Source organism: Wolbachia endosymbiont (group A) of Sicus ferrugineus (assembly GCF_947251515.1).
Classification (GTDB): Bacteria; Pseudomonadota; Alphaproteobacteria; order Rickettsiales; family Anaplasmataceae; genus Wolbachia.
The window spans coordinates 312,042-337,107 of sequence record NZ_OX366370.1 but is presented as its reverse complement, the minus strand read 5'-3'; the positions used below and the strand labels follow the sequence as shown (position 1 = coordinate 337,107).

Genomic DNA, 25,066 nt, shown 5'->3' with positions numbered 1-25,066 from the left:
ATCAGCTTCTTCTTAACTTGACACGTATACTTAAAAGAACCCTCTAAGTTTTCTAGCGCGGCTTGGATGTTTCAACTTGCGCAGTGCTTTTGCCTCTATTTGCCTAATTCTCTCACGTGTTACATTAAAAATTTTTCCTACTTCTTCTAAGGTATGCTCCTTCCCATCTTTACCAAGGCCAAAACGCATTCTTAGAATTCTTTCTTCCTTTGGTGTTAAAGTTGCAAGAACATTGGTTGTAATGCCACGCAAGTCAGCAAGTATTGCAGCATCCTCTGGTCTGGAGACTCGCTTATCTTCTATACAATCACCGAAGGTACTACTATCATCCTTTCCTGTTGGAGCTTCAAGACTTACTGGGTCCCTTGCTATTTTCATAACTTTGCGTATTCTTTCCAGTGGCATTGTCAGTTCTACACTTAATTCCTCTAACGTCGGCTCTCTTCCCATCTCATGAGTCATTTTTCTTAATGCTCTGTTGATTTTACTGATAATTTCTACCATATGAACTGGTATTCTAACTACTTTAGACTGCTCAGGTATTGCCCTAGTGATTGATTGTCTTACCCACCAAGTGCCATAAGTTGAAAATTTATATCCACGTTTGTAATCAAACTTATCCACGGCCTTCATAAGACCAATATTGCCTTCTTGTATCAAATCAAGCAGATCAAGGCCTCTTTTTGAATACTTCTTAGCAATGGAAACTACTAGCCTTAAGTTAGCCTTAATCATCTCTTGCTTTGCTTCAGAGACTTCTCGTTCGTGTTTTTGTATTCTCCTGATTAGCTCCTTAAATTCTTGCACGTTATCTTCCTGTATATGCTGCTTAATACCGTTCAAAGTACTAGCTATATTTTCAGAGTTACCGTCTATAAACCTTAAAAATTTGTTTTTTAATTCACCCGTAAAAGAGGACTGATTTTCATTGATCTTTAAAAGACTTATCTTTTTCAATTCGTGCTTTAAAAGCACGTCATCATAAACTTTATAGAAACTTTCTCTATCGATATCGTATTTTCTAGCCTCAGCAATAAGATTAGCCTCTTCAAGCGTGATGGATCTATTTATCTTATAAAGTTCTTGTGTAATTCTGGCAACAGCAGCATCACTTAACTTAATTTGTAATGCTATAGACCATATTTGACTATATAAATTCTCTAGTTCATCAGAGGAATCTTTAGAATTTTTTCTTAATACCAATGCTTCATTTGTTAAAGTAATTATCTCATCCAATGCAACTATGACCTTTGGCAATAAGTCACTTTCCATTTCAAGAATAGAAACATTTAAATTCGCTGAATTTATATCTTCATTATCACCGTCTTTCTCATCATCACTTTTTTTACTATCTTTCTCATCATCACTACAGTACTCAGCATCTTCAGAAACATCCTCAGAATCCTCAACATCTTCAGCACTTTCTTCACTCTCTTCTTTGGGTACCACATTAAAGTCAGAGTTATAAATTGCATCCAGATCTATAATTTCTCTCAGTAAGAGAGCTCCACTACTTAAATCATCACGCCATACTTTTATCACCTTTAATGTTACTGATGTTTCAATTATTGCACGTAACATGTTATGCTTTTCAGATTCAATTTTTTTTGCTATCTCGATTTCATCTGCCCTTGACAAAAGCTTTACAGAGCTCATGTCTTGTAAATAAATCCTCACTGGATCATCATTTTGTACTAAAGTTGCAGTAAAATTTGGCGATGTGTCATCATCATCAAGTTTACTATCATCACTGTTGGAAGGAATATCTTCTTCATCTTCGCTACTTTCAAGCACATTAATTCCGGAATCCTGCAATAAAGATATAGCATCATCTATAAAATCAGACGAAAAATTTTCATCTGATAATTTATCATTTATATCATCAAAGGTGATAAAACCACCTTTTTTTATACTTTTAGTTACAAGATCTCTGATAATTTTTTTCTTATCTTCTGCATCATTAATAGTTGACATCATTACCTTTATAGTTTATAATTTTATTTCTTATTAACAAATAAACTTACAACGAGCAAGTCTATAATTTTACTTTTAACTTGTGGCTGTTTGTTACTTCATATAGTTTAAGATACTGTTAATTTATGTACACTTGTCTTGATCAATTGTTCCATACTTTTCTTCCATTTTTACTGCTATGGACAATCCAACTGAAAATGTTGCAATTCCAACCACTATAGCAGTAAGCATTAAAACATGAGGTATAGGATTGCTATATGAATAAAAATTTGAAACCAATATAGGAGGCAAAGAACTTTTTATATATCCTAGAGATATGTAAAACAACAAAACAGATGCTTGGAAGACGCTTACCCCTATCATTTTCTTGATTAAATTTTTATCGTTTACAATAATATATAAACCTAGCACCATTAATACAATAATAATCGTATAATTATATAAAGTCATTGTTTTTTCCTACGAGCAAAATTCATATATATAATTAACATAGAGGAGCAGACAGTAAATGCTACACCTAATTCCACCAAAAAAATACCCAATTTTTGACCGGTTCTATTATTGGCTGACAAGATATTATAAGATAAAAAATTTTGGCCAAGTAAAGTTGTTGCAACGCCCGTTCCTCCATAAATTAAAATACCTAACACGTTAGTCAATCTAATCACAGAATAAGGTATTGCTTTTAGAGTTGTAGATACACCAAATAGCATTGAATATAATATTATCCCGGAGGCAATAATTATTCCTGCTTGAAAACCTCCACCCGGAGTGTAATCACCGTGAAATTGTATGTATAAACCAAATAAAATGATAAAAGGTATCATCAAAAATGTTACTGCATTTAATATCGGATCTTTAATCATTTTCTTTTTCTTCTTTTAATATCAACGTTATACAAAGCGCAGCAGTAAAAACTACTATAGTTTCTCCAAACGTGTCATAACCACGAAAGCTTGCCAAAACAGCTGTCACTATATTAGGAATACCGGTAGCTTTTTCGGTATTTTCCACATAATAAGGAGCAACATGCAAGTGGATCGGAGCATTGTGGCTGCCAAAATCTGGCAATTGAATCATAAAATATGGCAAACATACAGCCAGAAATAACATAAAAAAAAGCGTTATAGGGTTATGAGATAGATTTACTTTATGATTCTTTATCAAGGAGAGTGCTGCAAACGTAAAAATCGTACTGAGCCCCGCACCAACAGAAGCTTCAGTAATTGCAACATCAGGTGCATTCATAATTAAGTATATAAGCGCAATAAGTGAACTAAATACACACATTAGAACAGCACTTACGACTAAATGTCGCGAGAAGACTATAAAAACCGTAACTGTTAGTAACAACAAAAGTAGCACTACATTTAATATTTCTAACACCTTAACCTTCTTTAACAGTTTTTTTCTTAACTTTATAATAAGTGCGCGCTAAAATATAGCCATTAGTTGAGCTAGCTACCCATATTATAAGAATTAATAATATTATTTTAACAGTATTGATTGAAAATCCATTCTGCAAAGCAAAACCAATTAACAATAGCGTTGCACCGCTAGAATCTGTAATACCTGCTGCATGTAACCTAGTATAGAAATCAGGAAATCTAATTACTCCCACACTTGAAATGATTACTGAACAAATGCCTAAAAATATAAGAACGGATCCTATCATAAATTATTAAAACAACATTAATCTCATTAGTGCTATAGTTGATATAAAGCTAACGCTAGCATACAACAATGCTATATCAATTAAAAAAAAATTATTCAGAATGATTGATATTGCTGTTATGAGTACAACTACTTGCGTTGAGAAATTATTGAACGCTAAAACCTTATTGTACACATCACTTGACTTAGACACTATGCGGCACAACATTATACTCATACAGAACAACAGTGTATAGATAGCAATGTGAAGCATTTAAAGACTATGTAACTTCAGTAGATTTCTAAACGGATACTTCTTCATCGCCATCTTGATCATTTATTTCACCATCCACTTCATAATCTTGGCTTTCTTGACTTGTATCAAGATCTGTGTTAAATTGACCATCAGAAAAATTTAATAAATTCGCTAGCTTACTTGTATTACTGCTGTAAACATTATTCATACTTCCTTTCATGTACTCCTTGCATCTACCTACCAAAAGGTTAAATAGCTCATGAGTATCCACCTGTTTTTCTGCTATTTCATATAAGGAAACTATGGTGTTTTTATGGTCTTTAAACTGAACTGTTTGAACTGGATTACTTGCTCCTGTATTTAAATCATGTGTTCTTTGACTTGCCAATAGAACCAATTTGAAACGGTTACTTACCTGTTCTGTACACTTTTCTACAATAGACTCATCCATAAGACACTACCTTAATAAGTTTTATACTATATCACAAAAAACAAGTTGTCAACTTTGTATCTATTGCGATTCAATTTCATGTTTTACTTTTTCTGCCTCAGATTTTATTTCTTGGCTTTCTGTCATCGTGATTGTTATTTCATGATCAAGTTTTTTTAGAAATCCTAACAATCGCTCTAAAGAAAAACCATCTATTTTACCATTTTTAATTTGTGATACCTTTGGCTGATCAATACCAAGTTTCTCAGCTGCAAAAGCCTGAGTCCAAGCATTTTTTTCTATAATTTTATTTATTATATAAAGCAACTTTGTTTTTATTGCTGCACTGTCTAAGTTATTTAACGATATTATTTCCATAATTCTTACACTCACATATCAATTAACTTTATTAAACATTATAACATAATATTTAATATACCAAGATATTAATATCATATAACTTGTCAATAATTATATGATATCAAATTTAAAACTTTAAGTTGATTGTATATTAATATTTCAATCAAATTTCTAGTAATTTTAAATTACCACTTTACCATCAGCCTATCTGAAAAAATCATTTACAGAAAGAACAAGCTAAAATTACAAAGCTTGAAATACAAAAATAATTATTTTATAAATTTATCTTACATAAGAAGTTTATATCTCTATATCTTAACATAGATATTTATTTAAATTTTTAAAATTTCTATTTTAACGAGAATTCTATATATTATATTTATAATATAACTTAAATATTTGTTGCTTTTTAGCTGGAACACTATTTAGTTAGTAAGTAAAATTGTGTTGAATATGACAAAAATAAAAAAAGATGTTGCTGTTATTATGGGAAGTGAGTCAGATTACACCACTATGGTCCATACCGTCGATATGCTAAAAGCATTAGAAGTTTCACATGACATATTCATAATATCTGCACATAGAACACCAGAAAGGCTCTTCAATTTTGCTAAATCTGCACAAGAAGAAGGTTTTAAGGTTATTATAGCTGGTGCAGGAGGTGCAGCTCATTTACCTGGTATGGTTGCGTCATTAACTTGTTTACCAGTTATCGGCGTTCCTGTGCATAGTAAACAATTAAATGGGCTGGACAGTCTACTCTCTATAGTTCAAATGCCAAAGGGTGTTCCAGTTGCAACCATGTCTATAGGAGAAAATGGAGCATATAATGCTGCCATTACCGCCGTATCTATATTGTCAATTTCCAACAGTGAAATTGCAGGTAGGTTAAAAAAGTGGAGAGAGAGACAGACCAAAGAAGTAAAAGAAAAACCAGTTTCATAATAAATCTATGGCAATAATTCTTTTAGACACAAAAACCATAAACCGTATAGCAGCGGGGGAGGTGATAGAAAGGCCAGCAAGTGTAGTAAAGGAATTAGTGGAAAATGCAATAGATGCTGGAAGTTTAGAAATAGAGATCAAAATAGAAAGTGGTGGGCGTAACCTTATTATTGTGACAGATGATGGTAACGGAGTAGAAAAAAACGATTTAGAACTTGCGTTTATGCGCCATGCTACTTCAAAATTGAGCGATAGTGAGTTGATAGAAATCAAGCATCTTGGCTTTAGAGGAGAAGCTCTTCCTTCAATAGCAGCAGTAAGTAGGATAAAATTATCGTCTAAAGCAAGCGGAGCAAGTGAAGCATGGTCTATAAGTTATGAGGGTGGAGAAAAGATGGGGGAGCTAACTCCTTACTCTTTATCACAAGGGACACATATTGAAGTACAAGATTTGTTTTTCGCTGCCCCAAATAGACTAAAATTTCTAAAAACCAAAAGAGCAGAAACTCAAAGCATTGTTGATATTGTAAACAACCTAGCAATGATTAACTATCATATAGGGTTTACTCTCACTTCAGATAATAAAAAGCTCTTAAAATACGCTAAGCAGACTTCGTTATTTCATAGATTGTGTGAAGTAGAAGAAGAATTTCAGGGCAATTCTTTGGAGGTCAATGAAGAAGAAGACGGCATCAAACTTACGGGACACATCTGTAAGCCAACCGTCAATCGTGGTAAGTCAACTCAGATCTATACATTTGTTAATGGAAGGCCAATTAAAGATAATTTACTTATTGGTGCGGTTAGGTATGCATATCATGATTTTATTCCAAGCGATAGGTATCCTTTTGCAGCGTTACATTTAGAGATACCTTATGATCAAGTAGATGTAAATGTGCATCCAAATAAGTCAGAAGTAAGGTTTCAGAATAAGAAGCTCATATATGAGATAGTGACAAGAGGATTAATCAAAGCGTTGTCAAGAAGGATAGGCACCTTTGATGTCATTTCAGCTAGTAACCAGAAAACTACTAATACAATAGAGGGTTTTTTGAAAGGTTCATTATCAGATTCTTTTGATAAATCTGATGTTCAAAATGAATTTTATGAAAGAAGGCCAAGTCCTTTTGAAAATCAACTAATAAAAGAATTTGCTTCTCCAAATGAAAAAGCAAAAGGCTCATCAGAACAGTCAAAATCGTTTGATTATACCGGCATACAGAAATCCCCATCACAAGCGGAAATTATGGTTCTAGAAAAAAAGGTGTTAGAGCAAGTTGATTTGATAGAGAGCCACCCGCTCGGGTTTGCACGTTGTCAGGTCTATAATACTTACATTATTGCCGAGGTAAGAGACAAATTGATTATAGTTGATCAGCATGCAGCCCACGAGAGATTAGTATATGAATGCCTAAAACAAAAATCAAGTATAAAAAGACAAAAACTACTTCTTCCTGAAACGGTTGAAATCAAAAATCAAGCTGGAATGGAGATGATTGAAATCTATAAAGATAAGTTATTTGAAATGGGTTTTGATATTGAAATCAAATCAGAGAATAAAGTGATAGTAAAAGAAATCCCTGCAATTTTGGGAGCAATAGATGTGAAAGAGATGCTAATTAATATAGTGGGTAGATTAACGGAAATAGAAGATACATTGCCAGTAGAAGACAAAGTGAACAAGATATTGGCTACTATCGCTTGTCATGGATCAATTAGAGCAGGCAGGAAAATGAGGTTAGAGGAGATGAATGAGTTGTTAAGACAAATGGAAAAAACTCCATATTCCGGGCAATGCAACCACGGAAGACCAACTTATATAGAAATGAAATTGAGTGATATTGAAAAACTTTTTGAGCGCAGGTAATGAGGTTGCCATAAATATGTAAGTGCTCTTTCCTCGTCATCCAAGTAGCTCATAGAAACGGATTAAACAAAAAAACTTGCTTGACAAACTCCGCCAGCGCCCTTATTATGACAATAAGGGTATTTATGACTCAAAACTTGTTTTTGACCTGCAGGCTCAATGACAAAATTCAGTAAAAAACTTAGGGTATTTATTGGCGGATTACATAAAATTATAGCGGCTGCATGTCTTTTAAATTTTTTCTACATTCAGCCAAACCGCGCTTAAACTAAGCGTCAGCACATTATTACAGCGCCACTTACAGTAATATAGAGTCAAAACTCGCTACTCGGGGCTTCTTTTGCCTTTTTTTTCATTTGGTAAGTTTCTTAAATATTTTCTTAAATTTTATAGCTAAACGACAACCGTCATCCCGCTGCTTGTTAGCGCCGCGGCGGTATGACGGTAGGGGTCGCCAGCGTCACACGCTGGAATGACACCCTCCTTGTAGACAATGCTCGTACAGTTATGGAATTGTGCAACAGGCGCAGTTTGACATAAAAAGCTTTGCTTTTTGAAATTTTGGGTTATATTTAACTTCAACACTATTAGCAGGGGTAATGATCATGAATAAAGAAGAAGCTTTAAAAATTTTGGAACTAACAGATAGCCATAACGTTATCTCTAAAGCCAGAAAGAAATTATTTGTTAGTAAAAAAAACTCAGATGTATTAAAAACGCAGATCGAGGCATATAAATCGCTTACCGATAGTCAAGCAGAAGCTTTTTCGGATCTTGTAATATCAGCTATTGACAGTAATTAGCTAGATTTTTTGGGATTATTACTAGAGACAGTAAAAAATGATGATAAATTTGATTATTGAAATACAGAAAGCACTAGTGGCAGTATGCCATTGAACTTTGCATTAGGATATACAGGTTATAAGCATGAGTCAAGAGTTAAGATCATAGCTTTGCTTTTAGAGCATGGTGCTAATCCTAATACGAGAGATCGAGAAGGCAAATCATCATTACACTGTACTACTAATAACTGGGATGGTGTTTTTTGTCACAAAGTTACTGAATTACTTTTAGACAAAGGTGCTGACCCTAATGCAAAAGATAATCAAGGTAAAACATTGTTACATTACTTATGTGATAATCGTATTAATAATTATGTTGAAATTGCAAAATTGCTTTTGAGGAGAGGCGCTGATCCATCCTTAAAAGATAAGTACAATAAAAGACCAGTAGATTATGCTGAACACGACAGTAAAGTTGGGCAGCTATTTGGTGCCGTTGATCGTGGTACGGTGTTACTATACTCTGGTGGTATAGTGATTTTTCGCTTTTTAGTATCGGCTGCGCACTTGAGGCTGCAGTTGGAGATTTCAGAAAAGCAGATAAAATCGGGTTTGCCATTTTTGCAGTAGGTACTGCTGCTGTTGCATTATATTGCGCATACTGTGCAATAAAAACTGCGTTTTTTTCAAAACCCTCACCAGATTTTACCGAAGCTAGAGCAGAATTTCTTAATAGTCAATCACCAAATCCAGCAGGTGCAGCTTAATAATTATAGCTAAAGTAATCTAGGTTTACCGTCATTCCGCTACTTGTTAGCGGAATCTATGCTGGGATACCGCGAATGAATCGCGGTATGACGTGTTTAGCCATAGAAACTAAAAAAGTTCTTTTTTAAAAAACTTAAGTTATACTTATAAGTGTTTGATATCTTATATAGTAATTATGTCGAATTTAAGCTGCCTTTATGGTGATAATGCAGAATTTTTGGAAAAAATGTATAGCCGTTATCTGCAGGGCGATAAATCAATCGGGGAAGATTGGTATAGAATTTTTTCAAGCAATTTAGAAATTAACAAAGCGGAGCCCTGCAATGCAACTAAGGTGGATGATTCAGTTTCTAGTTTGGCAAATTTTTTCAGGTCTTACGGTCATTTTTTTGCAGACCTTGATCCATTATCGCCAAATGAGAATCAATTAATAGATTATCAGAAATATTTGAGTATCTCTCCTACGGGTGACACTAGAATCTACAGAGATATTTACTGCAAGAATATCGGTTTTGAATTTATGCATATCTCCTCTTATGAGGAGAGAATATGGCTGCAGGAAAAGATCGAAAATCAAACCTATACGCTGAGTTCACAAGATAAAAAGGAAATCCTGAGGCACTTGATCGAATCTGAGATGTTCGAGCAATTTCTCCATATGAAATTTCCTGGATATAAACGTTTTTCTATCGAAGGTGGGGAATCAGCTATCGTTGCAATTGAAAAAATCATTAGTGATTCTGCAGCTTTTAGTATTGAAGAAATAGTCCTTGGCATGGCTCACCGCGGACGGCTCAATGTTCTAACCAAAGTTATGGGCAAAGAATATGCAGCAATGCTATCTGAATTTCAAGGCAACCTTGCATACCCAAGTGGTCTTGAGGTGTCTGGCGATGTTAAATATCACCTTGGTTACTCTTCTGATCGAGCACTTTCGGGTGGTAAAAAAATACATTTAAGTTTATGCCCTAATCCATCTCACCTTGAAGCGGTAAATCCGGTTTCGGCTGGAAGAATAAGAGCAAAACAGAATATAAGGTCTGTGCTTGGCATATCAATTCATGGTGATGCGGCTTTCATCGGTCAAGGTGTCGTTGCCGAGACCTTGAGCCTAAGCAACATTGAAGGTTATAAAGTGGGTGGTATTGTACACATTGTTATAAACAATCAAGTTGGTTTTACTGCTAACCCATGCTGCGCACGATCCTCTTTTTATTGCACTGACATAGCAAAATCGATAGAAGCTCCAGTGTTTCACGTTAATGGAGATAACCCAGAAGCTGTGAGTTTTGCTACAAGTCTGGCGATGAAATATAGGCAGAAATTTAAAAAGGACGTAGTGATTGATATAATATGCTACCGTAAATACGGCCATAATGAAGGCGATGAACCGAATTTCACTCAGCCACTTATGTATAAGGCGATATCAAAGCATAAAACTCCAGGAACACTGTATGAAGAGAAGTTGATCGCAGAGAAAGTATTAAGTGGTGATGAGGTAAATAAATTGCGCAGTGAGTTCAGGGCAAAATTAGATAAAAGTCTTGCTGAATCAGTGACTTACACTCCAAAAAAAGCTGACTGGTTCGGTGGAGTGTGTTCAAAATTAAGAAGAGCAAAGCTGAACGATTTGAGCGAATACTACACGGATTCTGGTGTTCCGCCAGATGAGTTGAAAAAATTAGGTGTGCATATAAATAGCAACATCCCAAGTCACTTTAACATTAACAATAAGGTTAGAAAAATACTCGATGGAAGAATAGACAGCATAAATTCTGGTAGCAATATAGACTGGGCAACTGCCGAAAGTCTTGCATTTGCGTCACTGCTTACAGAAGGAATAGGAGTGCGTTTATCAGGACAAGATTCCGGTCGTGGAACTTTTTCGCACCGTCATTCAAGGCTTGTTGATCAGGCAACAGAAGAAGCGTTTATTCCGCTAAACAATATAAATGAAAAGCAAGCTCACTTTGAGGTCATAGATAGCGCTTTATCAGAGTATGCTGTAATGGGCTTTGAATATGGATATAGTCTTGATTCTCCGTATTCACTGGTGCTCTGGGAAGGACAATTTGGTGATTTTGCAAATGGTGCACAAATTATGATCGACCAGTTTATCGCATCTGCAGAAACAAAGTGGTTGCGATCAAGCGGTCTAGTTTTATTGTTGCCCCATGGTTATGAAGGGCAAGGACCTGAGCATAGCTCCGCACGTATAGAGAGATTTTTGCAACTCTGCGCAGAGGATAATATGCAGGTAGTTAATTGTTCCACTCCGGCAAATTACTTCCATGTCTTACGCAGACAAATGCATAGAGACTTTCGTAAGCCTCTTATAGTATTTACACCTAAATCTCTATTACGCCATAAAAGAGCAGTTTCTGATTTATCTGACTTTGAAGGAAAATTCCTCACGGTAATTCCAGAATATAGAACAGATTTAGTTTCAAATAATGAAATACGTAAAGTTGTAATATGCAGTGGTAAAGTTTATTACGATATAATTGAAATGCTTGAAACACAAAAAATAAACGATATAGCAGTGATACGTTTAGAACAATTCTATCCGTTTCCGGCCGATAAATTAAGCAGCGAACTTGAAAAGTACAAGAACGCTGAAATTATATGGTGTCAAGAAGAACCAAAAAATATGGGGGGATGGTTTTTTGTCAACCCATTGATAGACGAGGTGTTATCTGACCTCAATATTCAAGCAAAAAGACCTAAGTGTATCGCAAGACCTGCTGCTGCATCTCCTGCATGTGGTTATGCTAGTGTTCACACTCAGCAACAGGAGGAAATTTTAAAGCAGCTTAATTAAACTTCACCTCTACTAGTGGAATGTTATTCCAGCTATTGCTTCCATAGTCATCAATAGAAGCGTTTAAGTAATCTGTATCAAAGCGCACGGGCACATCAAATTCGAAGCTCGCAGTGATTATCGCATCTTTTACTGGTGGCTTCATAAATGTTATTTCTCCCGTTGAATAATTTACTGAATATTCACTCTCTTCTTTACCATTTAAATAAATCTTTACTGTCCCATGTACTGGCTTTTTGATCATGCGTATATGCTTATCTTCCCCACTTACATAAGTTTTGATTAGCTGAAAAGTCGTTTTTTTGTTATCTCCTATACCAATCTTTTGATTAATGGCTATAAAATCTGACCAATCCTTAAAACGAAACCCTATTGTTTTACCTTTTCGTGCATGAAAAAATGTTATGAGTTCTGTTAGCTGCTCGTTTGATCTGACCCCGTAAGCTATGTTGTATCTAGTGCGTGCATGAGACCAATTGATGTTGCGCTGTTCACAACCGTTATGAGTTGTTACAACGTCAGTGGAAAATTCCTGTCCTCCAGTGGAACCATAAGATATATTTTCTTGAAATCTAATTTCTGTGAATGACATATGTCCTCCTATGAAAGTAAAACTAAAGTAATTTGAGCTAAATAACACCAGGTCATCCTGATTAAAAAGTACAATTATTGATGTCTGTGCTTGAGAGAAAACTTGCTAATTGAATGGTATCTTAAGTGTAATTTAAGCACCACGCCTACGGTAGATTGTACTCAGGTTCGTTTACGTTGTCAAGTAAAAAAATAAAATTTTATAGCAAATTAATCGCTGAAGCTAGTTTTTGCTTGCGACTTAATTCATCTACTTTTTTGCGTAATACATTCAAATCAGTTGCCCCTACAAACAGACTATCCCCAATTATTAAAAAAGGTGTGCCACCTACTCCCAAATCTCTTACTAGGAGCTTACTGCCATTTATCATTTGCTCAATTTTGTCTGCATTATTTTTCATGGAACTATTAAAATCGTCCTCATCAATCCCTATGCTTTTCACTATATCCAATATGCTTTCGTCTGAAAATCCTCCTTTGTGACTTAAAGCAGAATAGTGAAAGTCGAAATATTTTTCTTTATCAATAAAGTAAACAACTAAAGCGCTTTTTGCTGCCCTTAAAGAGTCATTACCAAGTATTGGAGCATCCCTAAAGATATACTTAATTTTACCGTCGTTAATTAACTGTTTTATATCGTCTTTTATAGTCTTGCAATATCCACAAGAATAGTCAAAGAAACCTACAGCTATAACACTACTGTTTTCATTTCCGGAGTAAGGATAAGTAAGGTCAAATATTTGATCCTTGTATTGTGAAATTTTACTTTTGGTCACATTATCTCGAGTAGCGTAACTACTTTTAATCGACTCCTCTTTGAGAGTTTTTATGATCTTATCAAAATTTCTACTTATATAATTATCTAATTTCTCACCTATATAATCATCGCTTAGCATTTGGCTGCGATTTGAAAGCCAATTGTTTATTACTGGTAAACTTGCTACTGCCAGTATAAGGATCAATAAAAACGATATTCTAGACATACAATTTATTTAAAAACCTACAACATAAAACTTTAGTACACATTTATCTGTATATTAAAAGAAGCATCTAATATTAATATATGAAAACATTTATATCAAGTGTATTTTATAACCAGTTTTGCCTCAAATGCAAACTTTACACAATAAAACTCAGGCACATTACCACAAAGTTCATCAGAAGACTTGGTAGCAGAGGCGCGCGGAGCATAGATTTAAGTTGTTTGTTTTATTCCGCTGTGTATAATTTTGATAAACTCCGCGGAATAAACATATGAGTGAACCGATAATTGGTAGAGAAAAAGAAATAGCTATTCTACAAGACAAACTTCTTTCTCAATCAGCCGAATTTATTGCTGTTTATGGTCGGCGTTGTGTAAACGTTGTATTATCTGCATTTTATCAGCATAATATAGAAGTAATGTAATGCAGATATTATGCCGATGCCAAATTATACGATTACTTCTAAAATTGCTAATTGCCTTATGAGGATTGAAGCAGTAAAAGAAAAAGTGTTACATTTGCCACTCACTGTATCGATGCTCTCGTCCCTTCGTGAAACTGCACGGCTTTATACCACACACTATTCTACTATGATTGAAGGAAATCGACTTGAGCCTAAACAGATTGAAGAGGTTTTAAGTGGTAAAAGCCACTTTCCAAAATATAGGAGAGATGAAAATGAGGTTAAAGGATATTATGCAGCTTTAACCCAAGTTGAACAATGGGCAGCGAGAACGATCCCTATTACTGAGAAAGCCATTCAAACGCTTCATGCCCTAGTAATGGCGAGTGGAAAATCTAAAGTGAGGCCAACCTCTTATCGTGATGGTCAAAACGTTATTCGTGATAGCCGTACACGTGCAATAATTTATATGCCACCTGAAGCAAAGGATGTACCAAAGCTCATGAGCAGTATGATTGATTGGATTCGTGACAGTGAACAAGTGCCTTACCCAATTATTGCAGGTATTGCTCATTATCAATTTGTAACAATTCATCTGTACTATGACGGTAATGGTCGTACTGCAAGATTGCTGACTACATTAATTTTACACCTTGGTGGATATGACCTAAAAGGGCTTTACTCATTGGAAGAATATTATGCTAAAAATCTAGGGGCTTATTATGAAGCAATAAGTGTAGGTCCATCGCACAACTATTACATGGGACGAGCTGAAGCAGATATCACTAAGTGGGTGGAGTATTTCGTAGAAGGTATGGCAAATTCATTTGAGAACGTTTTACAACGTATAAATGAAGAAGAATACCACACTAATCAGACTGATCTTATACGCAAGCTTGATCCTAAACAACGCAAAGCTCTTGAGCTCTTCCAGGAGTTTTCCGCTATTACAGCTAGTCAGGTTGGCGAACTATTTAATTTTAAGCCTCGTACTAGTGCGCAACTTTGTAAAAAGTGGGTAGAAATGGGGTTTATTGAGATTGTAGACTTTTCCAACAGAGGAAGAAAATACAAGCTTAGCAAGCAATATGAGGATTTGATCTCAAATTAACTGAAAGCTCGCTAGACAGGAAAGCAGTGCATAGGTCAAATTTCAATAAAGTGCTTGAAAACTAAATGTAGACTTAAAGTTTTAAAAACTGGAATATGTACAACAACTTACGCGACTTCATTAAAGCCTTAGAAGAAAAAAAAGATCTGATTAGGATTAAGGAGGAAGTTTCAACAGTTCTTGAAATGACAGAAATTCATCGCAGGGTTTTGTCAAATAAGGGACCAGCTATCATCTTTGAAAATGTTGTCACGGAAAACGGTAAAAATTCGATTCCAGTTTTGGTGAATTTATTCGGTACTATTGAAAGAATTGCGTTGGGACTGAACATAAACCCTGATGAACTGAGAGATTTGGGTAAACTTCTCGCATTTTTGCGATCACCTGAGCTACCAAAAAACTTCAAAGATGCCGTGAAAATGTTTCCTTTACTAAAAGTTGTATTGTCGATGCGAAGTAAAGTTGTGAGCAAGGCTCCATGTCAAGAAGTGGTGCTAACTGGGGATGAGGTAGATCTTAGTTTGCTACCTATTCAAACATGCTGGCCAAATGAACCTGCACCACTTATCACCTGGCCAATTGTGGTAACAAAAGGCCCAACGGAAGACAAGCAAGATAATTTCAATCTTGGAATATATCGTATGCAAGTTGTGGATAAAAAAACTACTCTAATGCGCTGGCTTGCACATCGTGGTGGTGCAGGTCACCACAAACGATGGAAAGAGAAGGAACAAAATATGAAATTTCCTGCTGCTGCTGTGATCGGTAGTGATCCTGCAACAATTATTGCTGCGGTAACTCCAGTGCCAGAAACATTGTCAGAATACCAATTTGCTGGGTTGCTGCGCAAAAAACCGCTTGAGCTTGTAAATTGTAAGACTATTCCGCTTCAAGTGCCAGCTCATGCAGAGATTGTTCTGGAAGGCTATGTAAGTTTGGATAGATATCAAGATGAAGGGCCATACGGAGATCACACCGGCTACTATAATTCTGTTGAGCAATTTCCAGAATTTAATATTACTGCAATTACTATGCGCAAAAATCCAATTTATCTCAGCACTTTCACTGGCAAGCCACCTGATGAACCATCAATTCTTGGTGAAGCGCTCAACGAAATCTTTGTGCCCATTCTTATCAATCAATTTCCAGAGATAGTGGATTTTTATCTACCACCAGAAGGTTGTTCATATAGAATAGCGGTGATATCGATAAAAAAGTCTTATCCAGGGCAGGCAAAAAGAATTGTTATGGGCATACTTTCCTTTCTAAAGCAATTTTTATACACGAAGTTTATTATCGTTGTTGATGATGATATAAATGTACGTGATTGGAAGGAAGTGATGTGGGCAATATCAACGAGAATGGACCCTGTGCGTGACACAATCATAATAGAGAACGCACCTATTGATTATTTAGATTTTGCTTCCCCTGAAAGTGGCCTGGGAGGTAAGATGGGATTTGATGCAACAAATAAAATCCCGCCTGAAACCAAACGAGAATGGGGAGAGAAAATTGAAATGAGCGAAGAAATAGTAAGAAAAATCACGGAGAAGTGGGAAGAATATGGATTGACAGGTGATTAAATTATGATGTAGCCTATCGCCGTATATCCGGGGGTGGGTTGTTGTGAGGCTTTTTCACTTTTTATTCTTGTTAATGTGTTTTTCTCTGTATTACTATGCGGGTTTTATATTTTCGCCCTGCCCAAAAGCTACGGTTTGCTTTTCACCTGGAGAAGATTGCGCTGTACCGATAATCAGCGTAATAGATCAGTCTAAAAAATCTATCTTATACCAATTCCCATTACAAGGCAAACAGATGGACAATGATGGAAGAAAAGCCATAATGAAGCAAGTAAAATAGTTGAGGTATAAATGGCATTAAGATTAAAATTATTGGATGAAAAAGTAGTAGAATCAGCAAAAGAAATGCTGAAGAAAGTAAGGAACAATGCATATGTTTCAAAAAAACTAAATGCTGTAATTGCAGCAAAAAAGCATAGTATAACGGCTGTAGCAAAAATATATTGCATTTCAAGAAGCGCACTAACTTCGTGGGTAAAACTCTTGAAATTTGGCAGAAAAGAAAAACTGTTTACTCCTCCACAACGGCGTAGAAAAACTAAATTAAATCAGGATCAACTACGGCAAATTGAAGAGTGGATAGAAGAAAATCCTAATATTACCATTAAAGAAATGAGAATAAGAATCCAGGAAAAGTTCGGATTAAATATCAGCAAATCTACAGTACACCGCTATATGCAAAAGATGAAATTCTCATATATTACACCCAGACCAGTTCATAATGGACAAGATAAAAGCAAACAAGAGGAATTCAAAAAAAAATCTCAATGGAGCTATTAGCAAGTATCCAGAAAAAGAGCTATTTTTCTTTGATGAATCAAGGTTTGGCACACATTCAAAGGTTGGACATGGGTGGTTTAAAAAGGGGATTAGAACACAGGTTAAAACAAAATTAGTTAGGCAAAATTTCTATCTCTATAGTGCGGTTAATCCTAGAAATGGAAAGAGTTCTAGCTTATTTGCACCAAATGTCAACACTGATTGCATGAACATATTTCTTGAGCAGATGTCGCAATATCTAGAAACACGAGAGGCTTTTCTCGTTATGGACTGTGCTAGTTGGCATAGGTCAAAAAATTTAAAGGTACCTAAAAATATCGACATTACATACCTACCTACATATTCACCTGAGCTAAATCTTGTTGAGAGGCTTTGGTTATATATAAAACAGAACATTTTGCGCAATAAAATATACGATACAATTGCTCTGCTTTAGGGTGCTTTGTGCAAATTTATTACTTCTCTTGCCAGCTCCACAATTAAACAACTCTGCAATTTCTCCTATTTGACTGACCAACAATGAGAATTGGTATTAGATCAATGATTGCAGAGTTGATAAAAATAATATGGAAGATATCGAAATTGCCATAGATAGCACAAGCATCAGCATTTATAACAACACTCCTGGCCACAGCAAGGAAAATAGCGAAAATAGAAAGTATCGCAGCTATGAACAAGTAAAGAAACTACACGTAATGTTGAATATAAACAGCAAAAAAGCCATAGCTGCAAAATACAGTAACGGTCTGATCACTATGGAGCTTGCGATTTGCTTAAAGAAGTTAATTTTCAGCATGCCATAAAAGCACTATATGCAGACAGAGCATATGACCATACGCGTCAAGTTAAGGAAAAGTGTAAGTAAAATTGATAGAGTGAAGGAAAATAATAAGGTATAAGTTCTCTTGGATATGTGAATGAGAGAACTTACAATGGACAGAATAGCTTGCTTATCAAAAGACCTCAATGAATTCTTTAATGAAAAAGCAGACGAAATATCAATTGCAGTAGGTTTTATAAAAAGAAAGAGAAAACTTAATGGCTCATCATTCATAAAAGCTATGGTTTTTGGTAACATAGGAGTTGGTGATTGCAGCATAGAAACAATGTGCCAATTGCTAAATGAAGACTCGATAGAAATTACAAAACAGGGTTTGGATTTTAGATTTACTGAAGAAGCAGTGGAATTTATGAAAAGAATGTATAATGAATCTTTAGTTTTATTTAAACACAGCTTACAGGTTGATTGCAGAATTTTGAAGCAATTTAGAAGCATTAAGCTATTGGATAGTAGCTATATTAGCCTGCCCAGTAGCATGGAAGATATGTACAAAGGATATGGCAGTAGCTATAGAGATTGTGAGAGTAATACCAAATCAGGAATAAAGCTGCAGTTAGTCTTTGATTACCTGAACCAAGCGCTAGATAAGTTAAATTTAATGGAAGGAATAAGGTCGGATCAAGGTTATAGGGATTATCTGAACGGTTTATCAGCCAATGATTTGCTAATATTTGATTTGGGCTACTTTGTGCCTAGTTCTTTTAAACAGATTGATGAAGCAGGTGCATATTTTGTTAGTCGTTATAAGTCTGATACCAATATATATGATATAGAAACAAATCAAAAAATAGAGTTGTTGGAATGTTTAGAAGGTCAATCCCTTCTAGAGATGGAAGTGCTATTAGGAAAAGAAGTAAAAATTAAAGTGAGAATTATATGTCAAAAATTAACTGAAGAACAGTCTATAATTAGAAGAAGAAGGGCTAATAAGTTAGCAAAATCACATGGATATACATCTTCTCAAAAGAATCAAAAATTGCTGGATTGGTCGATATTCATAACTAACGTTCCAGAGAGTAAAATCAGCGCTGAACAAGTATTAACAGTTTACAGGGTAAGATGGCAGATTGAATTATTATTTAAATTGTATAAGAGTCACATCAGGCTTGACGAACTTAAAGGAAAACCATACAGAGTATTATGTGAACTATACGCTAAATTGTGTGCAATTCTTATATTTCATGGAATAGTTGGTTGTATAAAACTGAAAGATAATACAGAGCTGAGTTTAACAAAGGCATTCATTGAATTAAAAAGAAGGATTAGGAAGTTGTTTTTAGCGTTAAGCAGTAAAATTAATAATTTGAGAATTTTCCTGAAAAAACTTACCACAGACTGGTCACAATTTTCTGTGAAAGACAGATATAGAAAAACTAGAGTATCCACCTTAAGTTCATTGAATTTTCTTACCCTTGCTTCTTAACTTGACGCGTATGGAGCATATGACAGACATAAACTCTATAAATTGTGTTATGAATGCGGCATAAAGACAAAAATTCCTCCAAAAAACGATGCAGCAGAGCATCCAAAGTATGGGAGAGAGAAATGCTGCAATTAGACTAATAAAGTCATACAGCGAAGATGGAATGAAGAGGTGGAAAAGGCAAACAAACTACGGAAAAAGATCTTATGTAGAAAGTTTTTTCTCGCGACTGAAACAAACATTCGGGTTTAATTTTCGGAACAAATCTGAAATTAATCGTGAGAAGGAACTGCTACTCAAGTGTTATTTGCTGAATAAATTTATCGAAATAGGCGTGCCTAAGTTTGAAATGGCTACATAAGTTTTTCCTGATCTATCCAATACAAGATGCTATGCAACAAAGCCCACTGGAATCTAGATTGGATACTGAGTTGGTGAGTATAAAAGTGTTGTGTTATGGCTAACGCTGACTCTACGTCATACCGCCGCGGTATCTCTTAGCATAGATCCCGCTAACAAGTAGCGGGATGACGGTTGTCGGTAGGCCTAAATTACTTTAGCCATAAATATTTAAGAAATTTACCAAGTGAAAAAAGAGGCAAAAGAAACCCCGTTGGTGGTTGGCTATTCACTATGTACTAAAATATCGGCGTTTTTTTTATTCTAAAACGCTTGATTAAGAGCGATTTAGCTGCTTTTAAATTGCAACTAACCTACACCGCAAGTGTTTAAGAAATTTACCAAGCAGGAAAAAAGGTAAAGAAACCCCGTAGTAGCTAGCATTCAAATTCTCCCTTGTCAATTTGACGTTTTTTGCTGTCTTAAACGCTTTGTAAGCGCGTTTCGGCTTATATAGGAAAAAACCTAAAAATTTTTAAAGACATGCGATGCACGTAGTGCGAAAAATTAAACATGAGACGTCAAATACCCAAAGTTTTTTGTCATTAACCTTCACAGATTGCGAAGATAAATAAATAGCTTCAGTTTCATGATAAGAGGGCTGGCGGAGTTTGTCAAGCAAGTTTTTTCGTTTCTATCCCAAGAAAAGTTCGTTATATGGTTATGCAAGAAGTCTAATACTCATAGGGATCATCTTTTAAGCATATATTGAAATGTTTCATTAGCTATAGCGACATCTTGGCGCGGGGCTTTGCCGTGTTCTATAAACACAGAGATTGCGTAGCGCGGGTTATGGTAAGGACCATAAGCGATAAATAACTTATGACTTTCACCCTTAGAGTTTATCTCTGGTGTACCGGTTTTGCCGGCAATTTGTATGCCGCTTAGCCCTTTTCTATAGTTAGAATTCACCACGTCAAACATAGCTTTTCGAATTATGCTAAAATGCTCATAATCTACATCAATGTCAGGGAAATTTTGCACTGTATTACTCATTTCAATGTGGGGAATTACCTCTTTTCCTGTTGCAATCCTCGCTGCAAGAACTGCAAGCTGCAGTGGTGTTGTAAGCAAATACCCTTGTCCTATAACTAAGTTGATAGTGTCACCTAAATACCACTGCGAATATAGTTTTCGTGCGCGCCAATCTCTATCGGGCAACAATCCCGGAGCTTCTTCCTTAAACGTTCCAATCAGCGACCCACCGCCAATACCAAATTTTCTGGCCATTTCCACCAGAGAGTCTACACTTATTTTTTTTCCTATGTTATAAAAGTAAGTGTTGCATGATAATGCCATTGCCTCATTTAAAGATACATACCCATGGACTTTGCTTTTCAGGCAACGAAATTTCCGCTCACCTATTTTCATATAGCCCTTACACGAGAATTTCTCTTCTGGTGTTATTATCCCGTCTTTTAACCCCGCAAGCGCAACTATTACTTTAAATATTGAACCAGGTGGAATTTGATACGACAATGCACGATTCACAAGTGGTAATGAAGGAGTATTCAAGCTTTCCCAAGTCTCATTTGATAGTCTGCTAGCAAAAAGATTATTATCGTAAGAAGGTGAATTATATAATGCTAAAATTTCTCCATTATTTACATCAATTACCACTGCGGAGCCCTGGTGATCTTTAAATACCTCTGCGATTTTCTCTTGCAGATTAATATCAATTGTTAGCTGTACATCTTGTCCATCTTGTTGTGGTATGCTTGATAATTCTTTTATGACGCGTTTTTTAGAATTTATTTCCTGCTCAGATTTTCCTGGCTTGCCTTTCAATATATGATCATATGTATATTCAATACCGCTGATTCCTACTTCGCTTATACCTTGCTGTCTTTTTGTATATCCAATTACATGAGAACATATTGAACCAAACGGGTAATAACGTTTATAAAGAGCAGTTACTTTTGTTCCTGACGATCTTGCTATTTTAGACTCGACTTCTAATAATGTTTGCAAATCGACCTCCTCAGCAGAAGTTTTTTGCCCATCAAACAGAACAACATACGAAATTTTGTTTACCGCAAGTTCAGTGCTATTCCTATCTAAAATTTTGCCCCGCTGAGGCATAATAGCGGTGATTCGTACCCTATTGTTATTAGACAGCGTTTCGTATTTTTGTCTGTTTCGTATTTGTAAATTATATAACCTATAACTAAAAATGGCGGAAATGGTAAGCTGAATACCACCTAATATAAATGCTCTGCGGTTAAAGACTTTGTTTTTTGTCCACATAACATTCCTTCAAAACGCACTTTTTCCCCCTCTTTTATTGTTACACTTCTGGCTTTTACCGTATTACAAACCCTTTCCTCCCACTCACTTAAGGTAACAAACTTGTAACCCGATTTTTTTAGTATTTTAATAATATGAGGTAAAGCTTCAATTGTGTTTGATCTGTTATTGTGATCATGAAGTAGTATAACTGCCCCATTATGTACATTACTTAAAACTCTTTCAACTAAAGCTTCTGGTTTATCACCTTGCCAATCTAGCGAATCAACTGTCCATAATATCGAATACATATCCAATTTATTAGTATTTTCAATCAGATTATCGTCATGACATCCATATGGCGGGCGAAACCATTTTACATCTTGTTTTATTGCATTTTTAATTGCTGTATTTGTCTTTTCCAATTCTTGCAATTGTTCCTCACTTGAAAGTGATGTCAACTTCCTATGCGACCAAGAGTGATTGCCTAACTCATGACCTGCTTCATGGATTTTCTTTACTATCTCATATGTTTTTTTATTTATACGTTCACCAAGCACAAAAAACGTTGCTTTTGCTTCATAGCTTTCCAGAACATTAATAATATCGTTTACTCTATTGTTGGAAGGCCCATCATCAAACGTAAGCGCAACAAACTTATCGTCGTTATTCAACAATTTTTTTATATTACTTAAATTTCTATATGATAGATCCAGATTACAACTGAGCCCACAGTATGGTAAATTAAAATTACAATCACCACAGAAAACCGCGCTTGAGTATAGCAAAAGAAAAGTTATTATCCTTATGAACATTTTATAATCAGCAAAGTGATAAGATACTATGCACTTTTTTGCTAAGTTAAGCCATCTTTAATTGCTGTAGCCTTTACTTCATCACTTCTTTAATATAATATATTAATAATTTTATATAATATATTATGATTGCAAATATAAATACTGTTGCGCTTCAGGGAATTATACCAATTCTCATTGTTGGTCAGTCAAATAGGAGAAATTGCAGAGTTGTTTAATTGTGGAGCTGGCAAGAGAAGTAATAAATTTGCACAAAGCACCCTAAAGCAGAGCAATTGTATCGTATATTTTATTGCGCAAAATGTTCTGTTTTATATATAACCAAAGCCTCTCAACAAGATTTAGCTCAGGTGAATATGTAGGTAGGTATATAATGTCGATATTTTTAGCTACCTTTAAATTTTTTGACCTATGCCAACTAGCACAGTCCATAACGAGAAAAGCCTCTCGTGTTTCTAGATATTGCGACATCTGCTCAAGAAATATGTTCATGCAATCAGTGTTGACATTTGGTGCAAATAAGCTAGAACTCTCTCCATTTCTAGGATTAACCGCACTATAGAGATAGAAATTTTGCCTAACTAATTTTGTTTTAACCTGTGTTCTAATCCCCTTTTTAAACCACCCATGTCCAACCTTTGAATGTGTGCCAAACCTTGATTCATCAAAGAAAAATAGCTCTTTTTCTGGATACTTGCCAATAACTTCATTGAGATTTTTTTTTGAATTCCTCTTGTTTACTTTTATCTTGTACGTTGTGTACTGGTCTTGGTGTAATATATGAAAATTTCATCTTTTGCATATGGCGGTGTACTGTAGATTTGCTGATATTTAATCCGAACTTTTCCTGGATTCTTATTCTCATTTCTTTAATGGTAATATTAGGATTTTCTTCTATACATGCTTCAATTTGCTGTAGTTGAGCCTGATTTAATTTAGTTTTTCTACGGCGTGATGGAGGAGCAAACAGTTTTTCTTCTCTGCCAAATTTCAAGAGTTTTATCCACGAAGTTAGTGCGCTTCTTGAAATTCAATATATTTTTGCTACAGCCGTTATACTATGCTTTTTTGCCGCAATTACAGCATTTAGTTTTTTTGAAACATATGCATTGTTCCTTACTTTCTTCAGCATTTCTTTTGCTGATTCTACTACTTTTTCATCCAATAATTTTGATCTTAATGCCATTTATACCTCGCTACTTCACTTACTTTAGTATGGCTTTTTTTCCATTATTGTCTATCCGTTCTTTGTATAGTGGGAATTGGTATTAGGTATGTTATGATCGGATCTACAGATGAGATAAAAAAACTTCTCCCAGCTAGTGAAGCTGATGTCAGTTGGCGTTACGCTGGTCCATCTGACAAAACAAAACCAATAGTGAATGCAGATAATCTTCTACATCTAGCTGCGAGAATAAGAGATATTGAAAAATTTCTGTCTATTTTCAAGAACAGTGTTGAAAAAGATGTTTATTTGTTAGAGTACAATGAAGATCATGAAAACCCATTTCATATAGCAGCGAAGATGGGGATATTACCGGAGGTAGCAAAAGGAATATTTAAGCATTTGGAGTCTGAAAAAACTAATCCAGGGTGTGATTCGGAAAAATTAGAAAATTGCAAAAGTTATATTAAAGAGGCATTGTGCAATAGATGTGCGCTAGATAAATCTAAAAGGACTCCTCTTGATTGGGTTAGTAAGGAAATTAGGAAAAAAGTTAGAGAAATCGCAGGCATAAAAGACAGTCTTATATGTAATCAGAAGTTCCGCCTGTGCTTATATATAGTAGGAGCTATAGCGTGTATTGCTGCTTTGTGTCTTTCTTTATACTTTCTGTATATGGTTTCTCAATCTCTTGCACTTGCTTCGGTAGCGACAATAGCTTCTGGTGGATTTGGATATCTGGCAGGCAAAGTATATAGTAAGATATATGACTTGCATGACGTAAGCACTCCAATGGAGGTCGTTAGTACTGATAGCCTGTTCAGCAACAAGAAAATGGGTTTTGCTCAATGAAGCTAGAAATTACTTGCAGGCAATAATTTACTTTCTCA

General features: G+C 35.2%; 22 protein-coding genes and 5 pseudogenes. 14 read left to right on the top strand and 13 right to left on the bottom strand.

Annotated elements, in window-relative coordinates; translation table 11 throughout:
• Positions 1-30 precede the first annotated feature (30 nt).
• The 8 genes from rpoD to OPR24_RS01650 form a co-directional block, all read right to left on the bottom strand.
• Positions 31-1,974 carry an RNA polymerase sigma factor RpoD gene (gene rpoD, locus OPR24_RS01685; RefSeq protein WP_265033968.1) on the bottom strand — a complete coding sequence of 648 codons (1,944 nt, stop codon included), beginning with the start codon at positions 1,972-1,974 and terminating at the stop codon, positions 31-33.
• Between the two features lie 123 nt (positions 1,975-2,097).
• Positions 2,098-2,424, bottom strand: a complete 327-nt coding sequence (locus OPR24_RS01680) for a cation:proton antiporter subunit C (protein ID WP_064124916.1) — start codon at positions 2,422-2,424, stop codon at positions 2,098-2,100.
• Positions 2,421-2,840: a Na(+)/H(+) antiporter subunit B gene (locus OPR24_RS01675; RefSeq protein WP_265033593.1), complete on the bottom strand. Its 420-nt coding sequence runs from the start codon at positions 2,838-2,840 to the stop codon at positions 2,421-2,423. Before OPR24_RS01675 ends, OPR24_RS01680 begins: the two co-directional genes overlap by 4 nt.
• Positions 2,833-3,360 (bottom strand): DUF4040 domain-containing protein, encoded by a 528-nt coding sequence (locus OPR24_RS01670; protein WP_265033591.1) that lies wholly within the window; start codon positions 3,358-3,360, stop codon positions 2,833-2,835. Before OPR24_RS01670 ends, OPR24_RS01675 begins: the two co-directional genes overlap by 8 nt.
• Position 3,361: 1 nt before the next feature.
• Positions 3,362-3,649, bottom strand: coding sequence for a monovalent cation/H(+) antiporter subunit G (mnhG, locus tag OPR24_RS01665; protein WP_096617042.1), 288 nt, complete (start codon positions 3,647-3,649; stop codon positions 3,362-3,364).
• A 6-nt stretch (positions 3,650-3,655) separates the two neighbouring features.
• The gene (locus OPR24_RS01660) at positions 3,656-3,901 is read right to left on the bottom strand and encodes a monovalent cation/H+ antiporter complex subunit F (protein ID WP_082860906.1); all 246 of its coding nucleotides are present in this window, start codon (positions 3,899-3,901) and stop codon (positions 3,656-3,658) included.
• Between the two features lie 28 nt (positions 3,902-3,929).
• Positions 3,930-4,334: a DNA-directed RNA polymerase subunit omega gene (rpoZ, locus tag OPR24_RS01655; RefSeq protein ID WP_265033590.1), complete on the bottom strand. Its 405-nt coding sequence runs from the start codon at positions 4,332-4,334 to the stop codon at positions 3,930-3,932.
• A 60-nt stretch (positions 4,335-4,394) separates the two neighbouring features.
• Complete coding sequence (locus OPR24_RS01650) at positions 4,395-4,691, bottom strand: helix-turn-helix domain-containing protein (protein ID WP_265033589.1); 297 nt, start codon at positions 4,689-4,691, stop codon at positions 4,395-4,397.
• 435 nt (positions 4,692-5,126) lie between these two features.
• On the opposite strand from OPR24_RS01650, the gene purE reads away from it, so the two are divergent.
• The 5 genes from purE to OPR24_RS01625 all read left to right on the top strand — a co-directional run bounded on the left by purE (position 5,127) and on the right by OPR24_RS01625 (position 11,856).
• Positions 5,127-5,618: a 5-(carboxyamino)imidazole ribonucleotide mutase gene (gene purE / locus OPR24_RS01645; protein WP_253307285.1), complete on the top strand. Its 492-nt coding sequence runs from the start codon at positions 5,127-5,129 to the stop codon at positions 5,616-5,618.
• Between the two features lie 7 nt (positions 5,619-5,625).
• Positions 5,626-7,485, top strand: coding sequence for a DNA mismatch repair endonuclease MutL (gene mutL / locus OPR24_RS01640; RefSeq protein WP_265033587.1), 1,860 nt, complete (start codon positions 5,626-5,628; stop codon positions 7,483-7,485).
• Positions 7,486-8,090: 605 nt separating this feature from the next.
• Positions 8,091-8,288 (top strand): hypothetical protein, encoded by a 198-nt coding sequence (locus OPR24_RS01635; protein WP_265033586.1) that lies wholly within the window; start codon positions 8,091-8,093, stop codon positions 8,286-8,288.
• A gap of 84 nt (positions 8,289-8,372) precedes the next feature.
• Complete coding sequence (locus OPR24_RS01630) at positions 8,373-8,897, top strand: ankyrin repeat domain-containing protein (protein ID WP_265033584.1); 525 nt, start codon at positions 8,373-8,375, stop codon at positions 8,895-8,897.
• A 313-nt stretch (positions 8,898-9,210) separates the two neighbouring features.
• Positions 9,211-11,856 carry a 2-oxoglutarate dehydrogenase E1 component gene (locus OPR24_RS01625; protein ID WP_265033583.1) on the top strand — a complete coding sequence of 882 codons (2,646 nt, stop codon included), beginning with the start codon at positions 9,211-9,213 and terminating at the stop codon, positions 11,854-11,856.
• Here OPR24_RS01625 and OPR24_RS01620 read toward each other — a convergent pair.
• Positions 11,849-12,448 carry a TIGR02217 family protein gene (locus tag OPR24_RS01620; RefSeq protein ID WP_265033582.1) on the bottom strand — a complete coding sequence of 200 codons (600 nt, stop codon included), beginning with the start codon at positions 12,446-12,448 and terminating at the stop codon, positions 11,849-11,851. The two genes, OPR24_RS01625 and OPR24_RS01620, sit on opposite strands and share 8 nt — an antisense overlap.
• Before the next feature lie 199 nt (positions 12,449-12,647).
• The gene (locus tag OPR24_RS01615; protein ID WP_265033581.1) at positions 12,648-13,430 is read right to left on the bottom strand and encodes a DsbA family protein; all 783 of its coding nucleotides are present in this window, start codon (positions 13,428-13,430) and stop codon (positions 12,648-12,650) included.
• A 271-nt stretch (positions 13,431-13,701) separates the two neighbouring features.
• On the opposite strand from OPR24_RS01615, the gene OPR24_RS01610 reads away from it, so the two are divergent.
• The 8 genes and pseudogenes from OPR24_RS01610 to OPR24_RS01575 form a co-directional block, all read left to right on the top strand.
• Positions 13,702-13,854 carry a hypothetical protein gene (locus tag OPR24_RS01610; protein ID WP_196770130.1) on the top strand — a complete coding sequence of 51 codons (153 nt, stop codon included), beginning with the start codon at positions 13,702-13,704 and terminating at the stop codon, positions 13,852-13,854.
• 10 nt (positions 13,855-13,864) lie between these two features.
• Positions 13,865-14,944: a Fic family protein gene (locus OPR24_RS01605; RefSeq protein ID WP_265033580.1), complete on the top strand. Its 1,080-nt coding sequence runs from the start codon at positions 13,865-13,867 to the stop codon at positions 14,942-14,944.
• 95 nt (positions 14,945-15,039) lie between these two features.
• A complete protein-coding gene (locus tag OPR24_RS01600) occupies positions 15,040-16,527 on the top strand; it encodes a UbiD family decarboxylase (RefSeq protein ID WP_265033579.1) in 1,488 nt (495 codons plus the stop codon).
• 43 nt (positions 16,528-16,570) lie between these two features.
• A pseudogene (locus OPR24_RS01595) lies at positions 16,571-16,741 on the top strand (phospholipase D family protein); the annotation flags it as partial.
• 77 nt (positions 16,742-16,818) lie between these two features.
• Positions 16,819-17,830: pseudogene (locus OPR24_RS01590) on the top strand (IS630 family transposase).
• 13 nt (positions 17,831-17,843) lie between these two features.
• Positions 17,844-18,157: pseudogene (locus OPR24_RS01585) on the top strand (transposase); the annotation flags it as partial.
• Positions 18,158-18,239: 82 nt separating this feature from the next.
• On the top strand, positions 18,240-19,571 hold the full coding sequence (locus OPR24_RS01580) for an IS4 family transposase (protein ID WP_406833281.1): 1,332 nt from the start codon (positions 18,240-18,242) through the stop codon (positions 19,569-19,571).
• A gap of 15 nt (positions 19,572-19,586) precedes the next feature.
• Positions 19,587-19,932: pseudogene (locus OPR24_RS01575) on the top strand (transposase); the annotation flags it as partial.
• A 728-nt stretch (positions 19,933-20,660) separates the two neighbouring features.
• Here OPR24_RS01575 and OPR24_RS01570 read toward each other — a convergent pair.
• The 3 genes and pseudogenes from OPR24_RS01570 to OPR24_RS01560 form a co-directional block, all read right to left on the bottom strand.
• Complete coding sequence (locus tag OPR24_RS01570) at positions 20,661-22,217, bottom strand: penicillin-binding transpeptidase domain-containing protein (protein WP_320157124.1); 1,557 nt, start codon at positions 22,215-22,217, stop codon at positions 20,661-20,663.
• Positions 22,172-23,011: a polysaccharide deacetylase family protein gene (locus OPR24_RS01565; RefSeq protein WP_320157123.1), complete on the bottom strand. Its 840-nt coding sequence runs from the start codon at positions 23,009-23,011 to the stop codon at positions 22,172-22,174. The genes OPR24_RS01570 and OPR24_RS01565 overlap by 46 nt, the downstream gene beginning before the upstream one ends.
• Positions 23,012-23,185: 174 nt before the next feature.
• A pseudogene (locus OPR24_RS01560) lies at positions 23,186-24,197 on the bottom strand (IS630 family transposase).
• 69 nt (positions 24,198-24,266) lie between these two features.
• On the opposite strand from OPR24_RS01560, the gene OPR24_RS01555 reads away from it, so the two are divergent.
• Positions 24,267-25,028: a hypothetical protein gene (locus tag OPR24_RS01555; RefSeq protein WP_265033574.1), complete on the top strand. Its 762-nt coding sequence runs from the start codon at positions 24,267-24,269 to the stop codon at positions 25,026-25,028.
• The last annotated feature ends 38 nt before the right edge of the window (positions 25,029-25,066 follow it).

Bases quoted from the DNA above. Each gene is read 5' to 3' on its own strand.
- rpoD (WP_265033968.1), bottom strand. From the start codon at position 1,974: ATGTCAACTATTAATGATGCAGAAGATAAGAAAAAAATTATCAGAGAT.
- OPR24_RS01680 (WP_064124916.1), bottom strand. From the start codon at position 2,424: ATGACTTTATATAATTATACGATTATTATTGTATTAATGGTGCTAGGT.
- OPR24_RS01675 (WP_265033593.1), bottom strand. From the start codon at position 2,840: ATGATTAAAGATCCGATATTAAATGCAGTAACATTTTTGATGATACCT.
- mnhG (WP_096617042.1), bottom strand. From the start codon at position 3,649: ATGATAGGATCCGTTCTTATATTTTTAGGCATTTGTTCAGTAATCATT.
- OPR24_RS01660 (WP_082860906.1), bottom strand. From the start codon at position 3,901: ATGCTTCACATTGCTATCTATACACTGTTGTTCTGTATGAGTATAATG.
- rpoZ (WP_265033590.1), bottom strand. From the start codon at position 4,334: ATGGATGAGTCTATTGTAGAAAAGTGTACAGAACAGGTAAGTAACCGT.
- OPR24_RS01650 (WP_265033589.1), bottom strand. From the start codon at position 4,691: ATGGAAATAATATCGTTAAATAACTTAGACAGTGCAGCAATAAAAACA.
- purE (WP_253307285.1), top strand. From the start codon at position 5,127: ATGACAAAAATAAAAAAAGATGTTGCTGTTATTATGGGAAGTGAGTCA.
- mutL (WP_265033587.1), top strand. From the start codon at position 5,626: ATGGCAATAATTCTTTTAGACACAAAAACCATAAACCGTATAGCAGCG.
- OPR24_RS01635 (WP_265033586.1), top strand. From the start codon at position 8,091: ATGAATAAAGAAGAAGCTTTAAAAATTTTGGAACTAACAGATAGCCAT.
- OPR24_RS01630 (WP_265033584.1), top strand. From the start codon at position 8,373: ATGCCATTGAACTTTGCATTAGGATATACAGGTTATAAGCATGAGTCA.
- OPR24_RS01625 (WP_265033583.1), top strand. From the start codon at position 9,211: ATGTCGAATTTAAGCTGCCTTTATGGTGATAATGCAGAATTTTTGGAA.
- OPR24_RS01620 (WP_265033582.1), bottom strand. From the start codon at position 12,448: ATGTCATTCACAGAAATTAGATTTCAAGAAAATATATCTTATGGTTCC.
- OPR24_RS01615 (WP_265033581.1), bottom strand. From the start codon at position 13,430: ATGTCTAGAATATCGTTTTTATTGATCCTTATACTGGCAGTAGCAAGT.
- OPR24_RS01610 (WP_196770130.1), top strand. From the start codon at position 13,702: ATGAGTGAACCGATAATTGGTAGAGAAAAAGAAATAGCTATTCTACAA.
- OPR24_RS01605 (WP_265033580.1), top strand. From the start codon at position 13,865: ATGCCGATGCCAAATTATACGATTACTTCTAAAATTGCTAATTGCCTT.
- OPR24_RS01600 (WP_265033579.1), top strand. From the start codon at position 15,040: ATGTACAACAACTTACGCGACTTCATTAAAGCCTTAGAAGAAAAAAAA.
- OPR24_RS01580 (WP_406833281.1), top strand. From the start codon at position 18,240: ATGGACAGAATAGCTTGCTTATCAAAAGACCTCAATGAATTCTTTAAT.
- OPR24_RS01570 (WP_320157124.1), bottom strand. From the start codon at position 22,217: ATGTGGACAAAAAACAAAGTCTTTAACCGCAGAGCATTTATATTAGGT.
- OPR24_RS01565 (WP_320157123.1), bottom strand. From the start codon at position 23,011: ATGTTCATAAGGATAATAACTTTTCTTTTGCTATACTCAAGCGCGGTT.